This window comes from Actinoplanes sp. NPDC019969 (genome assembly GCF_055562375.1).
The window spans coordinates 1-23,413 of record NZ_JBVHFK010000008.1; the positions used below are offsets into that span (position 1 = coordinate 1).

At 72.4% G+C, this 23,413-nt stretch carries 17 protein-coding genes; 9 read left to right on the top strand and 8 right to left on the bottom strand.

From position 1 onward, the window contains the following. Positions 1-185 precede the first annotated feature (185 nt). Both ACZ3II_RS23665 and ACZ3II_RS23670 read right to left on the bottom strand, forming a co-directional pair. On the bottom strand, positions 186-3,137 hold the full coding sequence (locus ACZ3II_RS23665; protein WP_465519889.1) for a carbohydrate binding domain-containing protein: 2,952 nt from the start codon (positions 3,135-3,137) through the stop codon (positions 186-188). A 240-nt stretch (positions 3,138-3,377) separates the two neighbouring features. Next, a complete protein-coding gene (locus tag ACZ3II_RS23670; RefSeq protein ID WP_465519890.1) occupies positions 3,378-4,040 on the bottom strand; it encodes a TetR family transcriptional regulator in 663 nt (220 codons plus the stop codon). Between the two features lie 78 nt (positions 4,041-4,118). On the opposite strand from ACZ3II_RS23670, the gene ACZ3II_RS23675 reads away from it, so the two are divergent. Beyond that, a complete protein-coding gene (locus tag ACZ3II_RS23675) occupies positions 4,119-5,579 on the top strand; it encodes a DHA2 family efflux MFS transporter permease subunit (protein ID WP_465519891.1) in 1,461 nt (486 codons plus the stop codon). Here ACZ3II_RS23675 and pnuC read toward each other — a convergent pair. After that, the gene (gene pnuC / locus ACZ3II_RS23680; protein ID WP_465519892.1) at positions 5,483-6,193 is read right to left on the bottom strand and encodes a nicotinamide riboside transporter PnuC; all 711 of its coding nucleotides are present in this window, start codon (positions 6,191-6,193) and stop codon (positions 5,483-5,485) included. The genes ACZ3II_RS23675 and pnuC overlap by 97 nt on opposite strands. 57 nt (positions 6,194-6,250) lie before the next feature. On the opposite strand from pnuC, the gene ACZ3II_RS23685 reads away from it, so the two are divergent. The 4 genes from ACZ3II_RS23685 to ACZ3II_RS23700 all read left to right on the top strand — a co-directional run bounded on the left by ACZ3II_RS23685 (position 6,251) and on the right by ACZ3II_RS23700 (position 13,995). Further along, entirely contained in the window at positions 6,251-7,180 is a 930-nt protein-coding gene (locus tag ACZ3II_RS23685) for a magnesium transporter CorA family protein (protein WP_465519893.1), read from the top strand. 83 nt (positions 7,181-7,263) lie between these two features. After that, positions 7,264-10,296 (top strand): FtsX-like permease family protein, encoded by a 3,033-nt coding sequence (locus ACZ3II_RS23690; protein WP_465519894.1) that lies wholly within the window; start codon positions 7,264-7,266, stop codon positions 10,294-10,296. Further along, positions 10,293-13,286 carry an FtsX-like permease family protein gene (locus tag ACZ3II_RS23695; protein ID WP_465519895.1) on the top strand — a complete coding sequence of 998 codons (2,994 nt, stop codon included), beginning with the start codon at positions 10,293-10,295 and terminating at the stop codon, positions 13,284-13,286. The genes ACZ3II_RS23690 and ACZ3II_RS23695 overlap by 4 nt, the downstream gene beginning before the upstream one ends. 55 nt (positions 13,287-13,341) lie before the next feature. Then, positions 13,342-13,995 (top strand): ABC transporter ATP-binding protein, encoded by a 654-nt coding sequence (locus ACZ3II_RS23700; protein ID WP_465519896.1) that lies wholly within the window; start codon positions 13,342-13,344, stop codon positions 13,993-13,995. A gap of 25 nt (positions 13,996-14,020) precedes the next feature. On the opposite strand, the gene ACZ3II_RS23705 is transcribed toward ACZ3II_RS23700, so the two are convergent. After that, positions 14,021-14,863, bottom strand: a complete 843-nt coding sequence (locus ACZ3II_RS23705) for an ABC transporter ATP-binding protein (RefSeq protein WP_465519897.1) — start codon at positions 14,861-14,863, stop codon at positions 14,021-14,023. A 66-nt stretch (positions 14,864-14,929) separates the two neighbouring features. Between ACZ3II_RS23705 and ACZ3II_RS23710 the strand changes: the two genes are divergently transcribed. From ACZ3II_RS23710 to ACZ3II_RS23720, 3 genes are read left to right on the top strand one after another with little or no spacing between them, the layout of a single operon-like run. Further along, on the top strand, positions 14,930-15,868 hold the full coding sequence (locus ACZ3II_RS23710; protein WP_465519898.1) for a ribose-phosphate diphosphokinase: 939 nt from the start codon (positions 14,930-14,932) through the stop codon (positions 15,866-15,868). Between the two features lie 58 nt (positions 15,869-15,926). After that, positions 15,927-17,951, top strand: a complete 2,025-nt coding sequence (locus tag ACZ3II_RS23715; protein ID WP_465519899.1) for a hybrid sensor histidine kinase/response regulator — start codon at positions 15,927-15,929, stop codon at positions 17,949-17,951. A 42-nt stretch (positions 17,952-17,993) separates the two neighbouring features. Continuing rightward, positions 17,994-19,622: a serine/threonine protein kinase gene (locus ACZ3II_RS23720; protein ID WP_465519900.1), complete on the top strand. Its 1,629-nt coding sequence runs from the start codon at positions 17,994-17,996 to the stop codon at positions 19,620-19,622. A gap of 64 nt (positions 19,623-19,686) precedes the next feature. On the opposite strand, the gene ACZ3II_RS23725 is transcribed toward ACZ3II_RS23720, so the two are convergent. From ACZ3II_RS23725 to ACZ3II_RS23735, 3 genes are all read right to left on the bottom strand, one after another. Next, on the bottom strand, positions 19,687-20,919 hold the full coding sequence (locus ACZ3II_RS23725) for a hypothetical protein (RefSeq protein WP_465519901.1): 1,233 nt from the start codon (positions 20,917-20,919) through the stop codon (positions 19,687-19,689). Between the two features lie 100 nt (positions 20,920-21,019). Further along, on the bottom strand, positions 21,020-21,304 hold the full coding sequence (locus ACZ3II_RS23730) for a PLD nuclease N-terminal domain-containing protein (protein ID WP_465519902.1): 285 nt from the start codon (positions 21,302-21,304) through the stop codon (positions 21,020-21,022). 61 nt (positions 21,305-21,365) lie between these two features. Further along, positions 21,366-22,136 (bottom strand): SGNH/GDSL hydrolase family protein, encoded by a 771-nt coding sequence (locus tag ACZ3II_RS23735; RefSeq protein WP_465519903.1) that lies wholly within the window; start codon positions 22,134-22,136, stop codon positions 21,366-21,368. A gap of 152 nt (positions 22,137-22,288) precedes the next feature. On the opposite strand from ACZ3II_RS23735, the gene ACZ3II_RS23740 reads away from it, so the two are divergent. Beyond that, positions 22,289-22,663: a hypothetical protein gene (locus ACZ3II_RS23740; RefSeq protein ID WP_465519904.1), complete on the top strand. Its 375-nt coding sequence runs from the start codon at positions 22,289-22,291 to the stop codon at positions 22,661-22,663. Positions 22,664-22,666: 3 nt separating this feature from the next. Here the strand turns inward: ACZ3II_RS23740 and ACZ3II_RS23745 are convergent, their stop codons facing one another. Beyond that, positions 22,667-23,365: a FadR/GntR family transcriptional regulator gene (locus tag ACZ3II_RS23745; protein ID WP_465519905.1), complete on the bottom strand. Its 699-nt coding sequence runs from the start codon at positions 23,363-23,365 to the stop codon at positions 22,667-22,669. Between the last annotated feature and the right edge of the window lie 48 nt (positions 23,366-23,413).

The window sequence follows — 23,413 nt, forward strand, 5'->3', positions numbered from 1 at the left end:
CCAAAATAAAAAATTAACAACCAACATTATCCCCAACCCCCACCCCCTCCCCACCCCCCCCCCAAAAAACGGGGGTTGGGATTTGGGGGCCCTTACCCCCCCCCAACTCCACACACCGGAAGCGGCGGGAACAGCCGCGCCGGCCGGGGGGGCCGGCCGGCGCGGTGATCAGGAGAGGCGAGGTGTCACTTGAGGTAGGAGGTAGCGGAACCGATCTTGCCGGGGGCGGGGGTGGCGCTCGTCGAGAGGACGTAGACGCGCAGGTTGCCCTTGGCGTTCAGGGCGACGGTGAGAGACCCGTTGGTGACGGTCTTCGTGTCGCCGGTGACCGCGTCGACGTAGGTGCCGTTCGGGATGCCGCTGAACGTGGCGCCGTTGGAGACCGCGATCAGGGCGAAACTGTCCACACCGTTCGCGGTGTAACGGCGCTTGTACGCCATGTTGCCGCTGACACCGTCCGTCGAGTACTGGCCCATCTGCAGGGCCGGCACCGCCCGGCGGATCTGGTTCAGCCGCTGCAGGTGCTTGACCAGCGGCTTCGACAGCGTGGTGGCGACCTGACCGCTGGCCGACGAGACGACGCCGTAATCGCTTGCGGTGACGTTGCCGGCGATCTGGTTGCCGTAATAGGCGCGGCCGGTGGTCTCCAGCGGGCAGGTCGGTCCACAGTCGATCCGCTGACCGGCCTTGAACTCGATCTCCGAGCCGTAGTACAGCGTCGGGATGCCGCGGAACGTCCACATCAGCGTCATGTTCTCGGCCCACGCGTCGGTGCCCTCGGCGTAACGGACCGACGACTTGTTCGGGCCGTAGTCGTGCGAGTCGACGTAGACGACGTTGTACGTGGCGTCGTTGACCGAGTCGTCGGAGTCCTTGCCGTTGTGGTAGGCGTTGGACGCGTCACCGAAGTTCATGTGCATCCGCATGTCGATGATGTTCATGCCGGAGAACTTCGAGTAGTCGGGGGCGTGGTAGTCGTTGCCCTGCAGGAACGCGTTGGTGCTGGTCGGCTGGTTGCCCGTACCCAGGTTGTTCTCGTGGTCGAACTGCTCGATCGCCGCCTTGACGTCGTCGGCCGCGTACTCCTTCCGCTCCTTCCAGGTGAAGAACTGGGCGGAGTGGTTGACCGAGCCCCGGTTCCACTTGTCGTTCACGAACGCCGCGACCTCACCGAAGATGTAGAAGTCCTTGGCCTTCGCGGCGCCGTACTTCTGGGTGAGGATCTCCTGGAAGGCCGGCAGGAAGCGGCGGTTCCAGGTGACGCGGGGGATGTGCACGGCGGTGTCGATGCGGAAGCCGTCCACGCCCATGTCGATGTACTTCTGGTACGCCCCGATCAGGTAGTCCTGGACGACGGCATTCTCGGTGTTGAGGTCGGCCAGGTCCTCGTGCAGCCAGCAGGATCGCGCGTCCTCACCCTCCCAGTTGCCGATCCAGCACTGGTGGAACAGGTTCGCCGGGAACAGCTTGTTGTTCGCCTGCGGCCACTGGCAGTGGTACAGCTTGAAGCCCTCGGCGCTCCGGCCACCTGTCGCGGCGCCGAAGTTGGGGCAGGTGTTGCCGGCCGGAGCGGTGCTGCTCCACACGTCGCCGTTGTAGGGGCGGCCCTTGGCGAGCGCGTTCTGCGCCGCGGTCAGCGTGGGGTCGTTGCCGGCGTGCTCCTCGAGCGGGTCGTACTTCTTGCCGGCGACCTTCTCGTTGTAGTACCAGCTCCACTCGCTGTCCCGGGTGCCGTAGACGGTCGGCGTGTACAGGCCGGTGGCGCCCCAGCGGGAGGTGTGGTTGAGGACGATGTCCTGGTAGATCTTGAGGCCCTTGGCGTGCGCCGCGTCGATCAGCTGCTGGTATGACGCGCCGTCCGACTCCAGCCGCGGGTCCACCTCGTAGAAGTCGTACCCGTGGTAACCGTGGAAGTCGTAGTCGGACCGGTTCAGCACGACCGGCGTGATCCAGATGGCGGAGAAGCCGAGCCCCTTGATGTAGTCGAGCTTGTCGACCAGGCCCTTGAAGTCGCCCCGGAACATCGGGTCGTCGTTGGCGGCGTTGCCGGACTTGACGTGCTGGCTGCCGCCCCGGTTGTTGCCGCTGTCACCGTCGTTGAACCGGGCGGTGAGGATGAAGTAGATGCTGTCCTTGCGCGGGTCGCCGCCGAGCATCCGCCCACCGGCCGGTGGCGGGTCGGCCGCGCCGGTGGTGACGGTCGCGGTGGCGGCGGTGGACAGGTTGCCGGCCGCGTCGAGCGCCTGCACCCGGTACGTGTACGCGGTCCGGGCCGCGAGCCCCCGGTCGGTGTACCCGGTGGTGGAGCTGCTCAGCACGGTGTCGCCGCGGGTGATCCGGTACCCGGCGACCCCGACCGCGTCGGTGGAGGCGGTCCAGCCGAGCGTGACGGTGGTTCCGGCGGCGGTGGCGGTGAGCCCGGTCGGCGCGGTCGGCGCGGTGGTGTCCGGCGGGGTGTCCACACAGGGGCTGGTCGCGTTCGCGGTGATCACGCCGCCGTTGACGGTGATCGTCCCGGTGCCCAGCGTGTAGTTGCGGCCGGCGTTGTTGTCCCAGGTGCCGGAGCCGTTGTTGAACGTGGCGGCCCAGGTGGTGGCGCTGCCCAGACCGACCGTCCGCTTGGCCCAGCCGGCGCAGGCGGTCTCGTTCATGGCCACGCCCGGCGCCGTGGTCCAGGCGCCGCCGGCCGGCGCGTAGTGCAGGTACGTCGCGGGCCAAGTGGTCTTGTAGAACACCTCGGCGGTGTTGCTGCCGGTGCCGCCGCACGGGACGGCCGAGCTGACCGCGCCGCCGGAGACCGTGACGGTGCCCGTACCCCCGCGGTAGTTGGCCCCCGCGTTGTTGTCCCAGGTGCCGGAGCCGTTGTTGAAGACGACCTGCATGCCGGTGGCGGCGCCGAGGTCGAGTTCCTTCTTGTACCACCCGGCGCAACCGCTGTAGGCGGTCATCACGACGCCGGGCGCCGTCGTCCAGGAGCCGCCGGTCGGCGCGTAGTGCAGGTTCACCGCCGGCCAGGAGGCGGGCGCCTGGTAGTAGACGGTCACCGTGGTCGCCGCGCTCGCGGCCGGCAGATCGGTCAGGAGCAGCAGGGGTACGGCGCAGAGCGCGGCCAGCACGCGACGGACTATTCGGGACACGGGGCCTCCAACCACCTCGGGGACGGGCGGCGTTAAGGGGGAGTTGCGGGGTTATCGACTTGGTAATCCCGCGTTCATATGACCAGGAAGCTAGCAACTTCTTTCAATTTCTGGAAGACCTTGACGTGCTCTTGCAAAAAGATGCACTGAGATGTCTCGATGTGTCCGAACCGGCCGTCATCAGGGCGCGGCGAAGGGGCGTGCCGGCTCGATGCCGGCACGCCCCGAGGGCAAGCTGATCTATCGCTGGGCGGCGGCCTGCGCCTCGACCGCGGCGATCAGCAGGTCGACGGAGAAGGCGTAGTAGCGCTCCATGTCGGGCTCGTCGCGATAGGACGCGGCCAGCTCGATCATCATCGGGAACCGGTCGGCCGGCATCGTCTCCAGGTGCAGCCGCTTCTGCCGCCGCCACTCCGGCTCCTGCTCCGCCGGCAGGCTTGGCGGGCATCCCGGCTGGCCGCTGACGATGCCGATGCAGCCGTTCAGCAGGAACGTCGCGATCCAGTAGCCCTCTTCGACGGTGAACCCCGCGTCGGTCAGCAGGGCCAGGGTGTCGTTGGTCGCGCGGTTGAAGCTCTCGGTCCGCATCTTGTCCACCGAGTGCATCAGGGCCGGCAGCGACGGGTGTGAGCGCATCACGTCGATCACGGCGTCGACCACGGTGCGCAGTCGTTTCTGCCAGGGGCCGCCGGTTGCCGGGTCGGCCCGCACGCTGCTGAGCGCGTGGTCCACCACGCCCAGGAGCAGCTCGTCCTTGTTCTTGAAATGCCAGTAGAGCGCCATCGGGGTGACGCTCAGTTCTTTGGCGAGGCGACGGATGGTGACCGCCTCGAGGCCCTCCTCGTCGGCGAGGCGCAGTGCCCGGCCGGCCACGGCGGCTTTACTCAGTCGATCGCCCGTCACTTGACAACCATACAACGTACAGGTCTCATGTACGAGGTACATGTACAACGTACAAGTACGCCGTACAGGGGAGAGCTGATGGAAAAGAACCGACGGTGGTGGGCGCTGGTCGCGGTCGCGCTCGGCACCTTCATGACGTATCTGGACAACAACGTCGTCAACGTGGCGCTGCCGAGCATCCAGCGGGATCTCGGGCTCAGCATCGCCGGCCTGGAGTGGATCACCAGCGCGTACATCCTGGTCTTCGCCGGACTGTTGCTGGCCGGTGGCCGCGTCGCGGACGTCCTCGGCACCCGCCTCGCGTTCCTGTCCGGCCTGGTGATCTTCACCGGGGCGTCGGTCGCGGCCGGGCTGGCCGGCGGCCAGGAGCTGCTGATCGGGGCGCGGGCGCTGCAGGGCATCGGGGCGGCGCTGCTCGCCCCGGCCTCACTGGCCCTGCTGCAGCAGCTGTTCCCGGACCCGAAGGAACGCGGCACGGCGATCGGCGTCTGGGGCGGCGTCGGCGCGCTGGCCCTGGCGGTCGGGCCGTTCACCGGCGGGGTGCTCAGCGAGCACGTCTCGTGGGGCTGGATCTTCCTGATCAACCTGCCGATCGGGGTGGCCACGCTCGCGCTGACACTCTTCAGCGTGCCCGCGCAGGGACGGCCCGCGGGCGGCGGCTTCCTGCGGCGACTCGACCCGGCCGGGCTGGCGTCCTCCTCGATCGCGCTGTTCGCTCTCACGTACGCGCTGATCGAAGGCGACGCGGAGGGCTGGACCTCGCCGCTGATCCTGGGATCCTTCGGGGTCGCCGCGGCGGCCGCGGTGGCCTTCGTCGCCCTGCAGAACCGCAACGCCGACGCCATGGTGGACCTGAAGTTCTTCCGCTCCCGGATGTTCACCGGTGGTCTGCTGGCGATGGGCCTGTGGGCGTTCGGCGTCTTCGGCATCTACTTCTACATGGCCATCTACCTGCAGTCGGTGCTCGGCTTCTCGCCGACCGAGGCGGGCGCGGCCTTCATCCCGATGGCGATCATCACCGCCGCTGGGGCGGTCCTCGCGCCGCGCCTGGAGATCCGGTTCGGCGTCGCCCGGGTGACCGCTTTCGGTCTCGCGGTGATGGCCGCCGCGATCGGCGGCATCGCCCAGTACGGCGCCGGCACCACCTACGGCGACCTGCTGCCCTGGTTCCTGCTCTACGGCGTCGGCGGCGGCCTGCTGATCCCGCTGAACACCGTGGTGGTCGACGCCCTGCCGCGCGAGCGGGCCGGCGTCGCCTCCGGCATGCTCAACGTCTCCCGTGAGGTGTTCGGCCTGCTCGGCGTCACGGTGCTCGGCGCGATCCTGGCCGACCGGGCGGCCGCGCCCGGCGGCGACTTCCTGGCCGGCTACCAGTTCTCGCTGGTGGTGGCGGCCGTCCTGGTCGCCGCCGGGGTGCCGGTCAGCCTGTGGATGCTGCGCCGTCAGGCCAGTGCCGGCGCCGGCCCGGAGGGGGACGTGGACACGGCCCGGGAGATCCGCAGCCAGACCACGAAACCCCAGATGACGAACGCGGCGTAGACGGCGTAGAGGATCGCCGACGGGTAGTAGCCGAAGTGCAGCAGCTCCGGCACGCCGACCAGGTCCACGGCGATCCAGAACAGCCAGAACTCGACCCAGCCGCGCGCCATCGCGTAGGTCGCCAGCATCGACCCGACGAAGATCCACGAGTCGGCCAGGTAGTACCACCAGGGCACCGGGAAACCCGCGCCGACCTCGCGGAAGATGAAGAAGAACAGCACCACCGAGGCCAGCGCCAGCGGGATGAGGATCGCCCGCTGGCGCGCGGTCGCCCAGCGCGGGACCACCGCGGTGCCGTTGTCGCGGCGCCGGTTGCGCTGCCAGGCCCACCAGCCGTAGACGCTGGTGGCCAGGAAGAACACCTGCCGGGCGGCCTGGCCGTAGAGCGGGGTGCCCTGGTCGTTGCCGAGCGCCTGCCCCAGGAAGACGGTGAGGAGCAGGAGGTTGCCGATGATCCCTACCGGCCACGCCCAGGCGTTGCGGCGCAACCCGAACAGCGCCGAGCCCAGCCCGAAGGCGTTGCCGACGATCTCCCGCCAGTAGATCGACTGATCGGCGGTCACCTGCCACTTGGCCGTGTAGAAACTCGTCAGCAGTTGATCGATCCAGTCCACGATCCGGGTAAGCGCGCCGGGTTTCCCGGTATTCCGGCCGGGGGCATAGTGAGCCGGGTGACATCCCGGCGCTATGTGAACGGCCGCCCGGCCACCGACGGCGACCAGGACCCCGATGCGGTCTCCTGGATCGACCTCGACGGGCCCGACCCGGTGGAGCTGCGGGCCCTCGCCGACCGGTTCGGCCTGCACCCGCTCGCTGTCGAGGACGCCCTGCAGGACCACGAGCGGCCCAAGGTCGACCGGTACCGCAACCATCTGTTCCTCAACGTCTACGCCGTCGAGCACGGCGACGACGGCCCCCGCAAGACAGAGATCAGCGCCTTCGTCACCCCGCGGGCCCTGATCACCGTGCGCAAGTCGCCGATCGACCTGACACCCCTGCTCACCCGGTGGTCCGTCGGCGAGCGGTCCGCCGCCGGGAGCGGCGTCGACCTTCTGGTGTACGGGTTCCTCGACCTCGTCGTCGACGGGCAGCACCGGGTCGCCCAGCGGATCGACGAGGCGATGGACGGCGTCGAGGACCTGATGCTCGGCGAGGGCCCGGCGCCCCGCGAGGTGCGCCGGCGCGGGTTCGCCCTGCGCCGGCACCTGGCCGCGCTGCGCCGTGCCGTGGCGCCGATGCCCGACGTGGTCCGCGAGGTCGCCCGGGACCTGGCCGGCGACGACCACCTGCGGCCGTACTACCGGGACGTCGAGGACCACGCCCGGCACGCCCTCGACCTGATCGAGCATGCCCGCGTCCGGATCACCGAACTGCTCGACGACGACCTGGCCGAGCAGGGCAACGTCCTGAACGTGGTGACCCGCCGGCTCGCGGCGTGGGCCGCGATCATCGCCGTGCCGACCGCGCTGACCGGCTACTTCGGGCAGAACGTGCCCTATCCCGGCTACGAGACGTGGTGGGGCTTCCTGCTCAGCACGACGCTCATCGTGCTGTCGGGCAGCGGCCTGTACGCGTACCTCAGGCGCCGGGGTTGGTTGTGAACCGGTTAAGCAATCGTTGTCCACAGGGGTCCCCGATCAGTCCCCGGATCGCGTAACGTCGCCCCCGAACCGGGGGAGGGTGAATGCTCGCGCTCGTCATCGGCGCGGTCCGAGCCCGCGCCGCGCAGGTGCTGACGATTCTCGTGCTGACCGTGCTGGCGTCGGCCGTCGCGGTCGCCGGCCCGTGGTACGCGTTCGCCGCCGTCGGCGAGAGCGCCCAGGCCTATCTCGACGTCGCCTCGGCCGGCCAGCGCACCATCTCGGTGGCGAACCGGGTGGACCTGCAGGAGGATCCGGCCGCGCGGTTGCGCCGGTTCACCAGCGAGGTGCGCGAGGGACTGCCGGCCGGCCTCGGCGACGGTGTCACCGGGATGATGTGGCCGCTCAGCGTCCAGGCCGGAGTCTCCACCACCAGCCTGCCGGTGGCGTACCGGGACGACTTCTGCGCGCACGTCCGGCTCGACGGGGCGTGCCCGGCGGCCCGCGGCGACATCGCGCTCAGCCGGCGGGCGGCCCAGCGGCTCGGCGTCACGACCGGCAGCACGGTCACCACCCTCGCCGACACCGCGGACGAGCCGATCACGATGCGGGTGGTCGGCCTCTACACGCTGACCGACCCGGCCGGGACCTACTGGCACGACCCGATGTTCCGCGGCGAGGCCACCCTGGACCCGGCGTTCACCACGGTCGCCACCTTCACCCACTGGGAGCTGCGGACGCCGAACATGGCGTACGACGTGGACGTCCCGGACCCGCTGCTGCGCGGCGACGGCGGCCTCGACCTGGAGACCGCGATCCAGGACGCCGACCGCCGCCTCGGCCGCGCCCAGAACCGGCTCACCACCGAGGCCGTCTCGCTGCACCAGGCGATCGTGCGGGACCGCGCCACCATCCTCGACGGGGTCCGCACCACCGGGGCCCAGCTGCTGATCCTCACCCTGTTCGCGATCGGCCTCGCCGGGTGGTACACGCTCCGCGACCGCCGGGCCGACGCCGCCCTGCTCAAGCTCCGCGGGATCAGCCGGTTCGGTCGGCTGCGCCTGGCCTGGGGCCAGCACCTGGTCCCGCTGACCGCCGGCGTGCTGATCGGCGTCCCGGCCGGCTACCTGCTGGCCCGGTCCCTGGCCGGGCCGGTGCCGATCGCCCCCGACCAGCGGTCCGCCCTGGTCCAGAGCGCGCTCGCGGTCGGCGCCGTGCTGCTCGGCGGCCTGGCCGTGCTGGCCGCGGTGGAGGCGGCGGTGCTCGGCCGGCCGGTGTCCGCGCTGCTGCAGCGGACCTCCGCCCCGAGCGGCGCCTGGCGCCCGGCGCTGATCGACATGCTGCTGATCGCCGTCGCGGTCGCCGCGATCTACCAGGCCCGCTCCGGCCGGCCGTCGGACGGGCTCGGCCCCGCGGCGCCCGCCCTGATCGCGCTCACCGTCGCGCTGGTCGCGGCCCGCCTGCTGAGCCGGGCCGCCGACCGGGGCGGCGGCGCCGCGCTGCGCTCCGGCCGGCTGCGGACCGGCCTCACCGCCCTGCGGATCTCCCGCTCGCCCGGCACCGACCGGGTGTTCGCGCTGGTCGTGGTCGCGGTCGCGATGTTCGTGACGGCGGCCGGCGGCTGGGGCGCGGAGACCGACGCCCGGCTCGCCCGCAGCAGCGCCGAGCTGGGCGCGGTCCGGGTGCTGGCCGTCGAGGCCGCCAACCGGACCGCGCTGCTGCACGCCGTCCGCAGCGCCGACCCCGGCGGGCAGGAGGCGATGGCCGCCGTCCGCAACCGCGGCGACGTGCTCGACATCCTCGAGGTGGACACCGAGCGGTTCACCGCCGTCACCTCCTGGCGCCCGGAGTACGGGCCGCCCGCCGCCCTGCCGGACGCGGTCGCCGCCGCCACCCGGCCGCCGATGCCGCTGGTCACCGGGGACCGGATCACCCTGCGCGCGCAGCGGGCCGGCCGATTCGACGTGGCCCTGCGACTGCGCCTGCAGCACGAGGGCACCGGCGAGGCGGTCACCGCCGACTTCGGGACGCTGCGACCCGGCGACCAGACCCGGACCGTCCCGGTCGCCGGCTGCTCCACCGTGCCCGGCTGCCGCATCGTCCGCTGGGAGATGACCAGCCCACCGGACCCCGACGGCAGGTTCGAGCCACCACCGGAGGGCACCTCGGTCACGGTGTCCGGCCTCGGCCAGGGCGGCTCGGAGTCCGGGCTGCTGGACGCCGCCACGCTCGGCGACATCCGGCGCTGGCGGGCCGGCACCGTGGGCGCCGCCCTCGACCTGACGGCCGCCGACGGCAGGCTGCGGCTCGCCGCCGACCCGAACAAGAGCGGGGCGGGCGTGGTCGGGACCGACGCGTGGGCGTCCGACTCGCTGCTGCCGCTGCCCGCGCTGCTGGCCGGTCCGCTGCCGGACGAGTGGCGGGACGCGGACCCGGCGCTCGGGACGTACGGGGAGCCGGTCCCGCTCCGGGTCACCGCCACCGTCGGCGCGCTGCCGCTGATCGGCCGCAGCGGGCTGATCATCGACCTGGACGCGGCCCGCCGGGTGGCCGCCGAGGCCGGCTCCGGCGGCGACTACCAGGTCTGGCTGGCCCCCGGCGCCCGGCCCGGCATCGTCGCCGACCTGACCGCGGCCGGGCTCACCGTCACCGCCGACTCCACGGTCACCGCCCACGCCGCCCGGCTCGGCGCCCAGGGCCCGGCCGTCGTCGTCCGGTTCTCGCTGATCGCCGGCATCGCGGCGCTGCTGCTCGCCGCGGCCACCGTCGCGGTCGCCGCCTCGGTGGACCGGCGCTCGCTGGCCGACCAGTTCGCCGCCCTCCGCGTCCAGGGCCTGCCCCGCCGGGTCGCCGTCACCACCGGTTACGCCGGCGCCGCCGCCCTGATCCTGGCCGGCCTGCTCGGCGGGGTGCTGGCCGCGCTGCTGGCCGCGTCGTTCATCGGCCGGACCGTGCCGCTGTTCGCCGACGGCTGGGCGGTGCTGGAGCCACCCCGCCCGCTCAACGCCGGCACCACCACGCTCGCGGTGCTCGCCGCCGTCGTGGTGCTCGGCCTGACCGCCTGGACCGCCCTGCTGCCGCTGCTGCGCGGCCTGCGCGCGGACCGGTCCGCCGCCCGGACGGAGGCCGGCCGATGATCTCCCTGGTCTTCGCGATGCTCTGGCGCCGGCGTGGGCAGGCCGTCACCCTCGCCCTGCTGTCCCTGCTCGCGGTCGCCTCCGCGGTCGCCGCCCCGGCCTATCTGATCGCCGCCGAGCGGGCCGTCGCCGCCGGCCAGATCGAGACCGCCGCCACCAGCGAGCTGACCCTGGTGACCCGGCGCAGCCTCGACGCCATGGACGACCCGTCCGGCCGGGCCGGGATCGACTTCCCGGACGCCGGCAAGGCGCTGCTCAGCCTGAGCGGCTTCACCTACTACCACTCCGCCGAGGTGCCGGCCGTCGGGCTGGAGAAGAGCATCGAGTACCCGACCCGGGTCGTCTACCGCCAAGGCCTCTGCGACCACGTCCGGATCATCACCGGGCGGTGCCCGGCGGCCGAGGGCGACGCGCTGCTCGGCGAGGACACCGCGCGGCGGCTCGGGCTGACCGCCGGCGACCTCATCGAGATCCGGGCGGCCCGGCAGAACGACATCACCAAACCCCCGACCTGGATGCCCGAGGGCCGGCCGAAGACGATGACGGTGGCCGGGACGTACCGGGCGGCCGACCCCAGCGAGGCGTACTGGGGGCTGCACGGGTACTTCGTCGGCGGGCCGGGGATCGGCAGCGGTGAACCGGTGTTCGTCAACCACGAGACCATGGAGACGACCGAGCGGACCGTCACGACGATGGCGATCGACGGGATCGCCCAGCCGGGGACGATCGACATCGACCGGCTCGACCAGTTGCGGGCCGATCTCGTACGCCTCAACACCACCTCCGACGATCTGGAGCAGATCCAGTTCAACAGCGCCATCCCGCGCCTGCTCGACCGGATCGACGAGGGCCGGGCCGCGGCCCGCCTGCTGGTGCCGGTCATCGCGGTGCCGCTGGTCCTGCTCGCCTGCTTCACCATCTACCTGACCGTCGGCTACGGCGCCGAGGGCCGGCAGAGCGAGCTGGCCGTCGTCGCGCTGCGCGGCTCCCGCTGGTGGACCCGCTGGTGGCTGGCCACCGGGGAGAGCCTGATCGCCGTGCTGGCCGGCGCCGTGGCCGGTTGCCTCACCGGGCAGCTGCTGGTCAACGTGGTGGCGGCGGCCCTCTTCCCCGGGGTGGGCGCCGACCCGGCGTTCTCCTCGCTGCGGTACGCGCCGGTGGCCGCCGCGGCCGCCCTGGTCGCCGCCGTGGTGGCGCAGCGGCGGCAGCTCACCAGCTCGGTCGCCGGCCTGCTCCGGCGCACCCCTGCCGCCGGCCGCCGCCGGCTCGCCGCCGCCGAGGCCGTCGTGGTGGTCCTCGCCATCGCCACCGGCGCCCAGTACGCCCTCGCCGACGAGCCGCTCACCGGCGTCGGGATGTTCGCGCCGGCGCTGCTGGTGCTGGCGCTGGCCCTGGTCGCCGCGTGGGCCCTGCTCCCGCTGGTGAGCCGGGGCGCGGTGGCCGCCCTGCACCGCGGCCGGCTCGGTCTCGCGCTCGCCGGTCTCCAGTTGTCCCGCCGGCCCGGCGCCGGCCGGCTGTTCGCCCTGCTGGTGGCCGCGGCGGCGGTCGCCGGATACGCCGCCGGGGCGGTCGACACCGCGAGCCGCGGCCGGGAGGTCGAGGCGACGCTCGGCACCGGCGCCGAACGCGTCCTCACCGTCAACCCGGTGACCCGGGGGAAGCTGATCGACGCGGTCCGGGCCGCCGACCCGGCCGGCGAATTCGCGATGGCGGCCGTCAAGCTGCCCAGCGGCATCAACGCGGTCCCCGGGTACGCGGTCGACTCCGCACGGCTCGCCGCCGTCGCCGCCTGGCCGGAGGACGGGCCGGACCCGGACGGCGTACACCGGCTCCTGCACCCCCGGCCGGCCGATCCGCCGCTGTTCACCGGGCCGGAGATCACCGCCGACGTGACGTACACCAGCGGTGGCGCGCCGCTGCTGATGACGATCTCCGTGTCGTCGACGTCCGGCCTCGGCGACGGGCTGCTGCGGCTCGGCGAGTTGAAACCGGGCACGCACACCTACCGTAACCGGGTCGAACTGTGCGGCCAGGGCTGCCGGCTCAACGGCATCTCGATCACCGGAGGCGGCGCCGCCACCCCCACCATCAGCGGGCAGGTGGTGATCCGCGCGCTGAACACCGCGCAGCCGGCCCCGCTCACCGACCCGGCCCGCTGGCGGCCCACCGAGGAGGCCCGGCTGTCCGCGGCGCCGGACGGGCTGCGGGCCGACGTGACCGTTCCGGTCGGCGGCAACGACGGCGCCTGGATCCAGCCGGCCGCCACCCCCTACCCGGTGCCGATGGCCTACGCCGGACGGGAACTGCCCGACGTGACGCTGTCCGACGTCGCCCCGTCACCGGTGCCGCTTACCCCGGTGGCGACCCTGCCCGCCGTGCCCGCCGCCGGGCGGCAGGCCGTCCTCGTCGACCTGGAATACCTCGGCGTGCTGTCCGCCGACCCCAAGCAGCTCAACGAACCCCAGGTGTGGCTCAACGCCGCGGCCCCCGCCGACGTGGCCGAGCGGCTCGCTGCCCAGGGGCTGTCGATCGCCGCCGACGCGCCGGCCGCCGCCGTCCGGGACTCGCTCGACCGGCAGGGCCCGGCCGTCGCCCTCTGGTTCCACCTGATCGCCGCGGTCCTCGCCGGCCTGCTCGGCGCCGGGGCGCTGGCCCTGACCGTGGCGGTGGACCGGACCCGCCGTGCCGAGGACCTCACGGCGCTGCGCGTGCAGGGGCTCCGGCGCGGCCCGGCCGCGAGCGCGACTCTCTGGACCTACCCGGTGCTGGTCACCATCGCCACCGCCGTCGGCGTGCTGGTCGCCCTGGTGGCGTGGCGGCTGACCGGGTGGGCGCTGCCGCTGGCCGGGCTCACCCCGCCCGACCTGCCGCTGCCCACCTGGCCCCGACCGGCAGCCGTGCTCGCCGCGGCCGGCGCCGTCCTCGCCGTCGAGTTCCTGGTCGCCCTCCTCAGCGGCCGCGACCTGCGCCGCCGGATCGAGCGCCGATGACGGGGACGGTGGGCGGGACAGTCCTGGTGAGCATCTCGAGGAGAAGGGGACGGCGATGGGGACGCTGACGGTGGACGGGGCGGAGCTGGGGTACGGGGACGGCCCGGCCGTGCTGAGCGGGATCACCGTGACCGCCCGGCCCGGTGAGGTGCTCGCGGTCACCGGCACCTCCGGGGCCGGGAAGACCACGCTGCTCAGCGCCATGGCCGGCGCCCTGACCACCCGCTCCGGGACGGTGACGGTGAACGGCGCCCCGCTGACCGGCCGGGATCACGCCGTGTCGCTCGGGGTGGTGCTGATCCCGCAGGACAACGGCCTCGCGGCGATCCTGACCGCCGCCGAGAACATCTCCGTCGCGGTGATCGCGACCGGTGGCTCGCCCGCCGACGCGCGCCGCCGGACCGCCGAGTCGCTGGACGCGCTCGGCCTCTCCGGTCAGGCGAACCAGCTGATCGACGAGCTGTCCGGCGGCCAGCAGCAGCGCACCGCCCTGGCCCGCGGGCTGGCCCTGCGGGGTGACGTGGTCCTGGCCGACGAGGTGACCAGCGAACTCGACGCCGCGAACCGCCAGCGTGTCCTCGACCTGCTGCGGGCCGAGGCGGCGCGGGGCGCTGCCGTCGTCTTCGCCACCCACGACCCGGAGGCGGCCGCGGCCTGCGACCGCGAACTGCACCTCGCCGACGGCGCCGCCACCTGGCCGCGTCCCTGACGTCGCCGTCCGGCGGCCGTACCCCTCAGGCGGGGGTGTCGTGCCCGGAGGGCACCAGGCTGACCTCGCCGTCGACGTGCTGCACCGTGAACAGGGTGCCCGGCGGGTAGGAGCCCAGCACCTCCGGCGGGAGCTGGACCGTGCCGTCCCCGGCGACCACCGCGAAGTCCTGGCCGTCCCGGCCCTCGGCGCCGACCCGCCCGTCCCGGATGGTGACCGCACGCCCCAGCCGGGCGCCCACCTCGTTGTCGTGGGTGACCACCACGATCGTGGTCTGCCGTTCGGTGTTGACCGTCTCCAGGGCGTCCAGCACCTCGTCGCGCCCGGCGGTGTCGAGGCGGCTGGTCGGCTCGTCGACGAGCAGCAGGCCGGGGCCGGTGGCGATGCCGACGGCGAGGGCGGCGCGCTGCCGGCCGCCGGGGGTGAGGTCGGCGAGTTTGCGGCGGCCCTGGCCGGGCAGGCCGACCAGGTCGAGGATGCGGTCCGGGTCGTCCAGCTCGATGCCGCGGGTGTGCGCGGCCCGGCGCTGGGCGAGCCAGATGTTGCGGTGCAGCGTGGCGTAGGGGAGCAGGTTGCGGGCGGCGCCCTGCAGGACCACGCCGATCTCGGTGCCGCGCAGCCGGGAGATCTCGCTGTCGGAGAGCTTGCCCATCTCGTAGGTGCCGATGACGATGCGCCCGGCGGACGGGCGCATCAGACCGGCGAGCAGCGCGATCAGGGTGGATTTGCCGGAGCCGGACGGGCCGACCAGGGCCAGGGTCTCGCCGGGCGCGATGGACAGGTCGACACCGGCGAGGGCGACGACGTCACCGGCTTCGGCACGATAGATGTGCACCACCCGGCGGCAGGCGACGGCGAGTCCGTTCATGCCTGTCAAGCTAATCGAGGTGGACCGGCCTGACGACCCCGTCCGGGCGCAACCTATCGTGAAGTCGTGCGTGACATCGCCGTTTTCACCGGATCCGCCCATCCCGAGCTCGCGAAGGAGATCTGCGAACACCTCGGTGTAATGCTGTCGCCGACCAAGATCGACCGGTTCGCCAACGACTGCATCGAGGTGCAGCTGCAGGGGAACTGCCGGGAGCGCGACGTCTTCATCATCCAGCCGCTGGTCCCGCCGACCCAGGAGCATCTCGCCGAGCTGCTGTTCATGCTGAACGCGGCCCGGGGCGCGTCGGCCGGGCGGATCACCGTGGTGCTGCCGCACTACGCGTACGCCCGCAGTGACAAGAAGGACGCCCCCCGCATCTCGATCGGCGGTCGCCTGGTCGCCGACCTGCTGACCACCGCCGGCGCCGACCGGGTGCTGGCGATGACCCTGCACTCGCCGCAGGTGCACGGCTTCTTCAACATCCCCGTCGACCATCTGCACGCGCTGCGGGAGCTGGCCCACCACTTCCGCGGCTACGACCTGAGCAACACCGTGGTGGTCTCGCCGGACCTGGGCAACGCCAAGGAGGCCGCGGCCTTCGCCCGGATGCTGGGGGTCGAGGTGGCGGCCGGCGCGAAGCAGCGGTTCGCCGACGACAAGGTGGTGATCAGCTCGGTGATCGGTGAGGTCGCCGACCGGGACGTGATCGTCCTGGACGACGAGATCGCCAAGGGCAGCACGGTGTTCGAGCTGCTGGCCCGGCTGCGCGAGCGCAACGTGCGCAGTGTCCGGGTGGCCTGCACCCACGGCCTGTTCACCAACGACGCGATCAAGCGGCTGGCCGCGGAGAAGGAGATCGAGGAGATCGTCTGCACCAACACGGTGCCGATCCCGGCGGAGAAGGCCGACGACAAGCTGACGGTGATCTCGGTGGCCCCGGCGCTGGCCGAGGCGATGCGGCGGATCCACAACGGCGAGTCGGTGAGCGCCCTGTTCGCCTGATTCTGGCAAACCGGCCACATGAGCCTCACCTAACGCGAATCATTACCGCATGGGAGTCATGGCTTACCCCCTCCGGTACGCGCTTGCCGATCTCGCCCTCGCGCTCAGCCGCGCGGCGGCGGATCCGGCCGAGGTTCGCTCCACGGCGGCCCGCGCCGCCGCCGACATGATCGGTGACGGCAGCGGGGTGCAGCTGCTCCGCGACGACGGGCGGTACGAGGAGATCTCGTACCACCATCTCGACAACGAACGTTCGGCACCGCTGGCCCGGGCTCTGTCCCGGGCCGGCCAGACCCCGGACGACGAGTACTCCACCACCCTGGCCGCGAGCCGCCGCCCGATCGTGCTGGCCGGGGAGACCGCCGCGGCGCTCGCGAACCCCGAGCTGTCGATCACGGCCGCCGTGCTGAGCCCGATCATCGTGGACAACACGTACGCGGGCTATCTGATCCTGACCCGGCACGCCCCGGAGGCCTTCTACTCCACCCCTGAGGTGGAACTGGCCCGGGACATCGCCGGTGAGCTGTCGCTCGCGGTGAGCAGCGCCCGCGCCCAGGAGCGGCTGCGGGCCGCCGAGGAGCGGTACCGCCGGGTGCTGGAGACGATCCCGGAGGGTGTGCTGCAGCTCGACCCGAACGGGGTGGCCACCTACGCCAACGAGCCGATCGGCGTGGTCCTGGGCATGCCGCGGGCCGAGCTGATGGGGGTGTCGCTGCGCGGCTTCCTGGACAACGTGGGCCAGAAGGAACTGGACCGGCGGATCAACGAGTGCAAGACCGGGCGGTCCACGGTGGGCGCGACCCGGCTGATGCGGGCGGACGGCTCGCGGCGCAGCGTACGGATCAGCATGATGCCGGTCCAGGACGAGAACCACGAGTTCACCGGCGTCCTCTGCATGATCACCGACACCACCGATCACATCGACGCCCGCGGCCTGAAGCGGCAGCTCGACCACCTGCGCCGGCTGGACAGTCTGGGCCAGCTGATCGGCGGCCTGTCGCACGACTTCAACAACCTGATGACCGTGGTGGCCGGTTCGGCCGACATGATCCTCGGCACCGCCGAGGAGGGCTCACCGCACGCCCAGCTGGCCAAGGACATCCTGGACGCGGTCGGCACCGGGCGGACGCTGACCCACCAGTTGCTGGCGTTCGGCCGCAGCGAGGGCAACCGGCCCGAGGTGATCCCGATCCCGGATCTGCTGACCGACGTGCAGGCGCTGTTCAGCCGGACCCTCGGCGAGCGGATCGGGCTGGACCTGGCGTTCGGCCCGGACGTGTGGCCGGTGAAGGCCGAACGTGGCCCGCTTGAGCAGGCCCTGGTCAACCTGGCCGCGAACGCCCGGGACGCGATGCTGCACGGCGGCATGGTCCGGGTGACGGCCACCAACGAGGTGGTGGAGCCGGGGCAGCTGGCCGCCGAGGGGGCGCCGGCCGGCAAGTTGGTGCACCTGGTGGTCACCGACACCGGGCAGGGCATGGAGGAGGAGGTACGCCGCCGCGCGCTGGAGCCGTTCTTCACCACCCGCCCGACCGCGGCCGGCCTGGGCCTGGCCACCACGGCCGGGATCGTGCAGAACCTGGGCGGCCACATCGAGCTGGAGTCCCAGCCCCGGATGGGCACGACGGTGCACATCTACCTGCCGGCGGCCGAGCAGAAGGCCGGTACGTCGGGGGAGGGCCAGCGCCGGACCGCGGTGATCGGGCGGGTGCTGATCGTCGAGGACCAGCCGGACGTGGCGCAGTTGGTGCGGCGGCTGATCGAACCCGCCGGGTACGAGATCGCGGTCGCCACCGACGCCCTGATGGCGGTCACCCAGGTCGCCTCGGGCGCGCGGCCGGACCTGCTGATCACCGACGTGGTCATGCCGACGATGACCGGGCCGGAGCTGGCCGGAGCGCTGCGTACCCATCAGCCGGACCTGCCGGTTCTCTACATGTCGGGGTACACGGCGGCGTCGCTCGGGCCGCAGCTGCACCTGGACGAGAACAGCATGCTGCTGGAGAAGCCGTTCACACGGTCGACCCTGCTGGGTGCGATCCGCTCGCTGTGCGGCCCCCAACCACCCGTGTCAGGAAAATGACGCAGACTTGCCGAAATTTCGGGCAAACGGCACTATTCCCGGGTGGCTGAGGACCAAGTCGTCGGGAACTCGTACCGCCTGATCCGCCCGATCGGACAGGGCGCGACCGGTACCGTCTGGCGTGGTGAAGACCAGGCGTCAGGCGAACCGGTCGCGATCAAGCTGTTGCACGACAGTCTGCTCCGGCAGCCCAGACTGGTCACCCGGTTCGTCCAGGAGCGGACCATCCTGCTGATGCTCCGGCATCCCAACGTGGTCCGGGTCCGTGACCTGTTCAGCGCCGGTGAGACGCTCGGCCTGGTGATGGACCTGGTCGACGGCGGGAACCTGCGCGACCACCTGCACCGCAACGGCACGCTCGCGCCGGGGGAGGCGTGCCGGCTGGCCGCGCAGATCGCCGCCGCCCTGGCCGAGGCGCACGACCTCGGCATCATCCACCGCGACCTGAAACCCGACAACGTCCTGCTGGACAGCGCCGGCGAGACCCGGCTGACCGATTTCGGCATCGCCCGGATCCTGAACCTGCCCAGCATGACCACCCCGAACGCGGTCGTCGGCACCCCGCACTACATGGCCCCGGAGGCGTTCCACGGCGTCACCCCGAGCGCGGCCACCGACGTCTACGCGCTCGGCGTGATGCTCTACGAGCTGGTGTGCGGGCATCCGCCGTACCGCAGCGACTCGATACCGGAGCTGATGCGCCTGCACGCCGAGGGCGATCCGCCGCGCCGCCCCGGCATCCCCGGCCCGCTCTGGCGGATCATCACCGCCTGCCTGTCCGAGAAGGCCCGCCAGCGGCCGGGCGCCGCCGAGCTGGTCACCGATCTCACGGCGCTGGCCGCCAACCTCGCGGAGATGCCGGCGCTGCCTCCCGCCGTACCCTCGCACCCGGAAGAACCCCGGCCACCGGCGAACCGTGCCCTGCCCGCACCGCGCCGCCACCGTCCGCGCAACGACGCCCCGGCCGGCCGCTGGTCCCGTCCCGGCGCGATCGCCGCCCTGGTCGCGGGCACCATGCTGGTCTCCGGCATCGCCACCACCGCCTGGCACCTGGGGCGGTCCGGCACCCGGACCCTCCAGGCGCCCTCGATCGCCGCGCCGCAGGCGTCCCGGGTACCGCAGGCCCGGACCGTCCCGAGCGGCGCTGCGCGCCGGCCCTCCCCGAAACCCACGCGGTCGCCGCACAAGGGCAGCCGCGACGTCACGCTTCCCGTTCCGGACGTCAAGACCAACCCCGCGGCGGTACGGGTGACGCGCCCCGCCCCCACGAAAAAGGCGCCCGACCCGCCCCTGCCGGAGGCAAGGACGCGAGGTCCCTGGCAGTGTTCGCAGGGGTTCGTCTTCGATCTGCCGAGCCGTACCCCGCTCGGCCCCCGCCCGTGTCACTCGGTCGGCAGCGACGTCCGGTTCCAGGCGTCCCTGACCGCCCCGGCGGGCGGCCGCGGCCGGATCGAGGTGACCCTGCAGGACACCGCCACCGGGCGTACCGTCGCCGGCCCCGCCACCTGCGACAACCTGAACTTCACCCGGGACTCCTACACGCGGGACTGCGGTCCCGGCGGCGCGCGCCCGAAACGCGGCCGTACCTACACGGTGGTGATGTCCTACCGCTACAGCCGCGACGGCCGTACCACCACCAGCACCACCCGCGGCCGCCCCTTCACCTGGTAATTCCCCAGGCTGGTCGTCGGTGCTGTCTCGGCGGGGTTGAGACAGCACCCACGACCAGCCGGGGTCAGCCGATCGCGGGGTGGAACTGGGGGATGTTGGAGACGCCGCCGTACTCGTTCACCGCGATCGGGTCGATCCCGGCCGAGGGCTCCCGGTCCGCGCCGGTCCGGCCGTCCAGCACGACCGCGTCGTTCTTGACCCTGCCGTACACCGCGCCGTGCCAGGCGAACGTCACCCGCGGCGCGAGCCGGTCCGCCGTCGGCAGCCGCCACAGCTCCGCCCCGGTGGCCGCGTCGAACCCGGCCACCTTGTCGTTGTCGAGCGAGCACACGGTGACCGCCTGCTCGTCGTGGTGGCACCCGCCGACCCGCGTCCCGTTGATCGTCGCGGTCAGTTTCCCGTTCGCGTTCAGGAAGCCGGCGGAGCGCGCCCCGGTGGCATGGTTGCTCACCGCGACGGCGGCGAACCCGGGGCCGGCCGGCGAGATCGTGAACCCGCCGGACGGGACCCGCAGCGCGGTCCAGCGCTGTTTCCCGTCCGCCACCCCGAGACCGCTCACGAACGCGGGCCCCTTGCCGGCGGTGTGGGCGAGCAGCGTGTCACCGAGCACCGCCGCGCCCTGCAGCCCGGCGCGCCGCCACAGCGTCCGGTCGTTGATCACGTCGACGGCGACGGTCTCCGGGTCGTCCATCGTGGCGCCCTTGCCGAAGACCAGCACCACCACGTCGCCGTGGGTGCCCGCGATCCGGACGGTGTCGTGGGCGCCGGCGCCGTTCGCGGGGGCGGGCGGGACGTCCACGGTGACCGAGCCGGCGCCCTTGCCGGTCGCGGCGTCGGCCGTGACCACTTCCAGCTTGCTCCGCTTCGTGCTGGTGCCGGCGGCCGGCAGGGCGACCGGGTAGGCCGCCGCGACCCGATCGCCCGCGGACGTCCTCATCAGCACCGACGGATGCTCCTGGAAGTCCAACGGGGTGCCGCCGGGGGCCACCCGCTCGCCCTCCGGCTCGGCCACGGCCACCGTCCTGCCGGTGAGCAGGTCGGTGACGGTCAGGCCGGCGGTGTCGCCGTAGAAGGCCAGGTTCTTGCGGAGCAGCACGTTGCTGCCGTTCGGCCGGCCGATGTTCAGCGCTTTCGCCTGGAAGCGGACCGGCGGGTCGAACGTCGCCCCGGCGGTGGCCTGCGGCGGCGGTGGCGCGAGCGAACCGTCGATCCGCGGCGCGACCGGGGTGTCACAGCCCGCCGTCGCGAGCAGTGCCAGCATCGTCGCGGTTCCGAGGACCCGTACCGGTCGGCTCATGCGTTCGTCTCCCTCGTGTCGCGCTGGACGTCCGCACGAAGGGTAGCCCCGAGCACGTGTGGACTTCGGGCGCGCATAGCGGCCGAAGTCCACACGCGAATCAGTGGTCGCGGAGGGTCGCGGCCATCCGGCGTACGAAATCGGGGTCGTCCTCCGGGCCGATGAAACCGCTCGCCGCCCGCCCGCCGCCCGCCGTGACCACCGGGGCGCGGCCCGCACGGAACCAGGCGATCGCCCCGAACACCGGGCAGAGCACGATGAGCACCGCCCACGCGCGCCGCGGGAACGACTGGAGACGGGACCGTTCGGTGCGGAGGCAGTCGATCAGCGCCACCACGCTGAACGCGACGACGGCGAGGAAGAGCAGCGTGTTCACTCGGGCCATGACGCAGAATCCTGGCGCCCGTGGGCGGCGATCGGGGTCCGCCCACGGTGCCGGTGGGTTGTTACGCGGCGCCGCTGAAGGCCGGCAGGTATCCGCTGGTGTAGCCGCTGCTGTTCGGGTGGTACGAGTTCTGCGGCGGGATGATCGTCAGTCCGTTGAGCCACGGCCGCGAGGCGCAGACCCCGTGACCGGTGAACTCGTCCCGGACCTCGGAGTAGACGAACCCGGCCGCCTCGGCCCGCTGTTTGATCATCTCGTCGAGCACTCGCGCGCCCTCGTTGAGCGACCGCCGTTTGGCGAGGCTCATCTCGCAGAGGATCGAGGAGGTGTCGAAGATCAGCGGGTACGACAGGACCACCACCCGGGCGTCCGGCGCCTTCGTCCGGATCGCGGCGTAGGTGGCGTCGAGTTTGCCGGGGAGGGTGTTCGCCACGTACGCCCGGCCCTGCGCGACCCTGCTCGCGCACGCCGCGTCGCTGGAGGTGAGGCAGGTGAGGACGGTCGGCGCGAAGCCGGCGTCGTTGCCGCCGATGGTGATGCTGATCAGATCGGCGCCGGCCCGCATGGCCGGAACCTGGCTGGTGCGGACGTCGTCGGTGGTGGCGCCGCCGCAGGCGAGGAACTGGAAGGACGCGGGGTCGTTGCGGGAGGCCCATTGGGCCGCGTAACTGGTGTTGCTGCGCAGGCACGTGCCGGACTGGCCGGGGGCGCCCACACCGGAGGAGTACGAGTCCCCGAGCGCGACGTAGTCGACGCTGCTCGCCGCGTACGCGGGGGTGGCGACGGCGAGGCTGAGGACGGACGAGATGACGAGGACGGTGGCTCTTCTCATCGATGACCTCCTTTGTTACCGCACGGTAGGCCGCGGTGATGAGAAAAGGAATCCGGTGAAATTCCTGTTACGAAGTAGTAAAGTCCGTCAATATGTTCGACGTTCCGGGGGATGCTCAGCGATCCTCCAGGGCGGCGCGCTAGCGTCGGATCATGCACGAGAGCCGAGCCCGCCGAGTCGTCGCCGATCTGCGGGCGCGCAACGTCTTCGCCCACCTCAAACTGCCCAGCGCCGGCCGCTCGGGTTATGCGGTCCGGATCGTCCTGCCCGACGGCCGCGAGGCGCTCTGGGGTGACGACGGTTCGGCCGCCCTCAAGGCGCAGGTGATGCGCGACGGCGTCCTGGTCGGTTTCGTCGACGCGATCGAGGGCTCCGAGGACTTCACCGACGAGCAGGTGGTCGACGCCATCGCCGCCGCGGACTACGACCGCCCGATCGGCCGCTCCGCGCGCCCCGCGGTCCAGCGCCCGGTTCCCCCACCGCCACCCCCGACCCTGGCCCAGCGCCTCCGCGGCCTCCGGGGCTGAGCGTCAGCCGCTCAGGTGGCTCTTGAGCAGGGTGAGTGTCTGCTCCAGTTCCTCGCGCAGGGCGCGGCCGGCCGCCTCCGCGTCACCGCGGATCACCGCCTCGACCAGGGCGGTGTGCCCCACGTCGCCCGGCACCGGGTCGTGCGCGCGCAACCCGACCAGCCCGACCAGGTCCAGCAGTTTCTCCTGCAGCACCGGGGTGAACTCGGTGAACAGGCCGCTGAGCACCGGATTGTGCGCGGCGGCGACCACCGCGGCGTGCAGGGCGATGTCGATCTCGACGAACGCGGCGTCGCTCGCCGACGTGGCGGCGCGGCGGCGGTCGAGGGCGGCCCGTAGCGCCGTGACGTCCTCCTCGGTACGGCGGCCGGCGGCGAGCCGGGCCGCGTCCACCTCGAGGATCATCCGGGCCTCGTAGACATCGGTGATCGCGGCCTGCCGCAGCCGGGTGCTCCAGTCGTCGCTGGGCCGGGTGGCGATGACGAACACTCCGGAACCCTGGCGGGCCCGGACCATCCCGGCGCCGGCCAGGGCGCGCAGCGCCTCCCGCACGGTGGAACGCCCGACGCCGAGCGACTCGGCCAGGGTGACCTCGCCGGGCAGTTTCGTGCCGACCGGCCAGTCGCCGCCGGTGATGTGCTCGCGCAGCCGGTCGGTGGCCTGCTGGACGAGGGGGGAGGGCCGTAACGGACCGGACGTCATGCGCGAATTCTAACTTGTCTGAGGACCTGAGGAGTTAGTAGTGTGCGT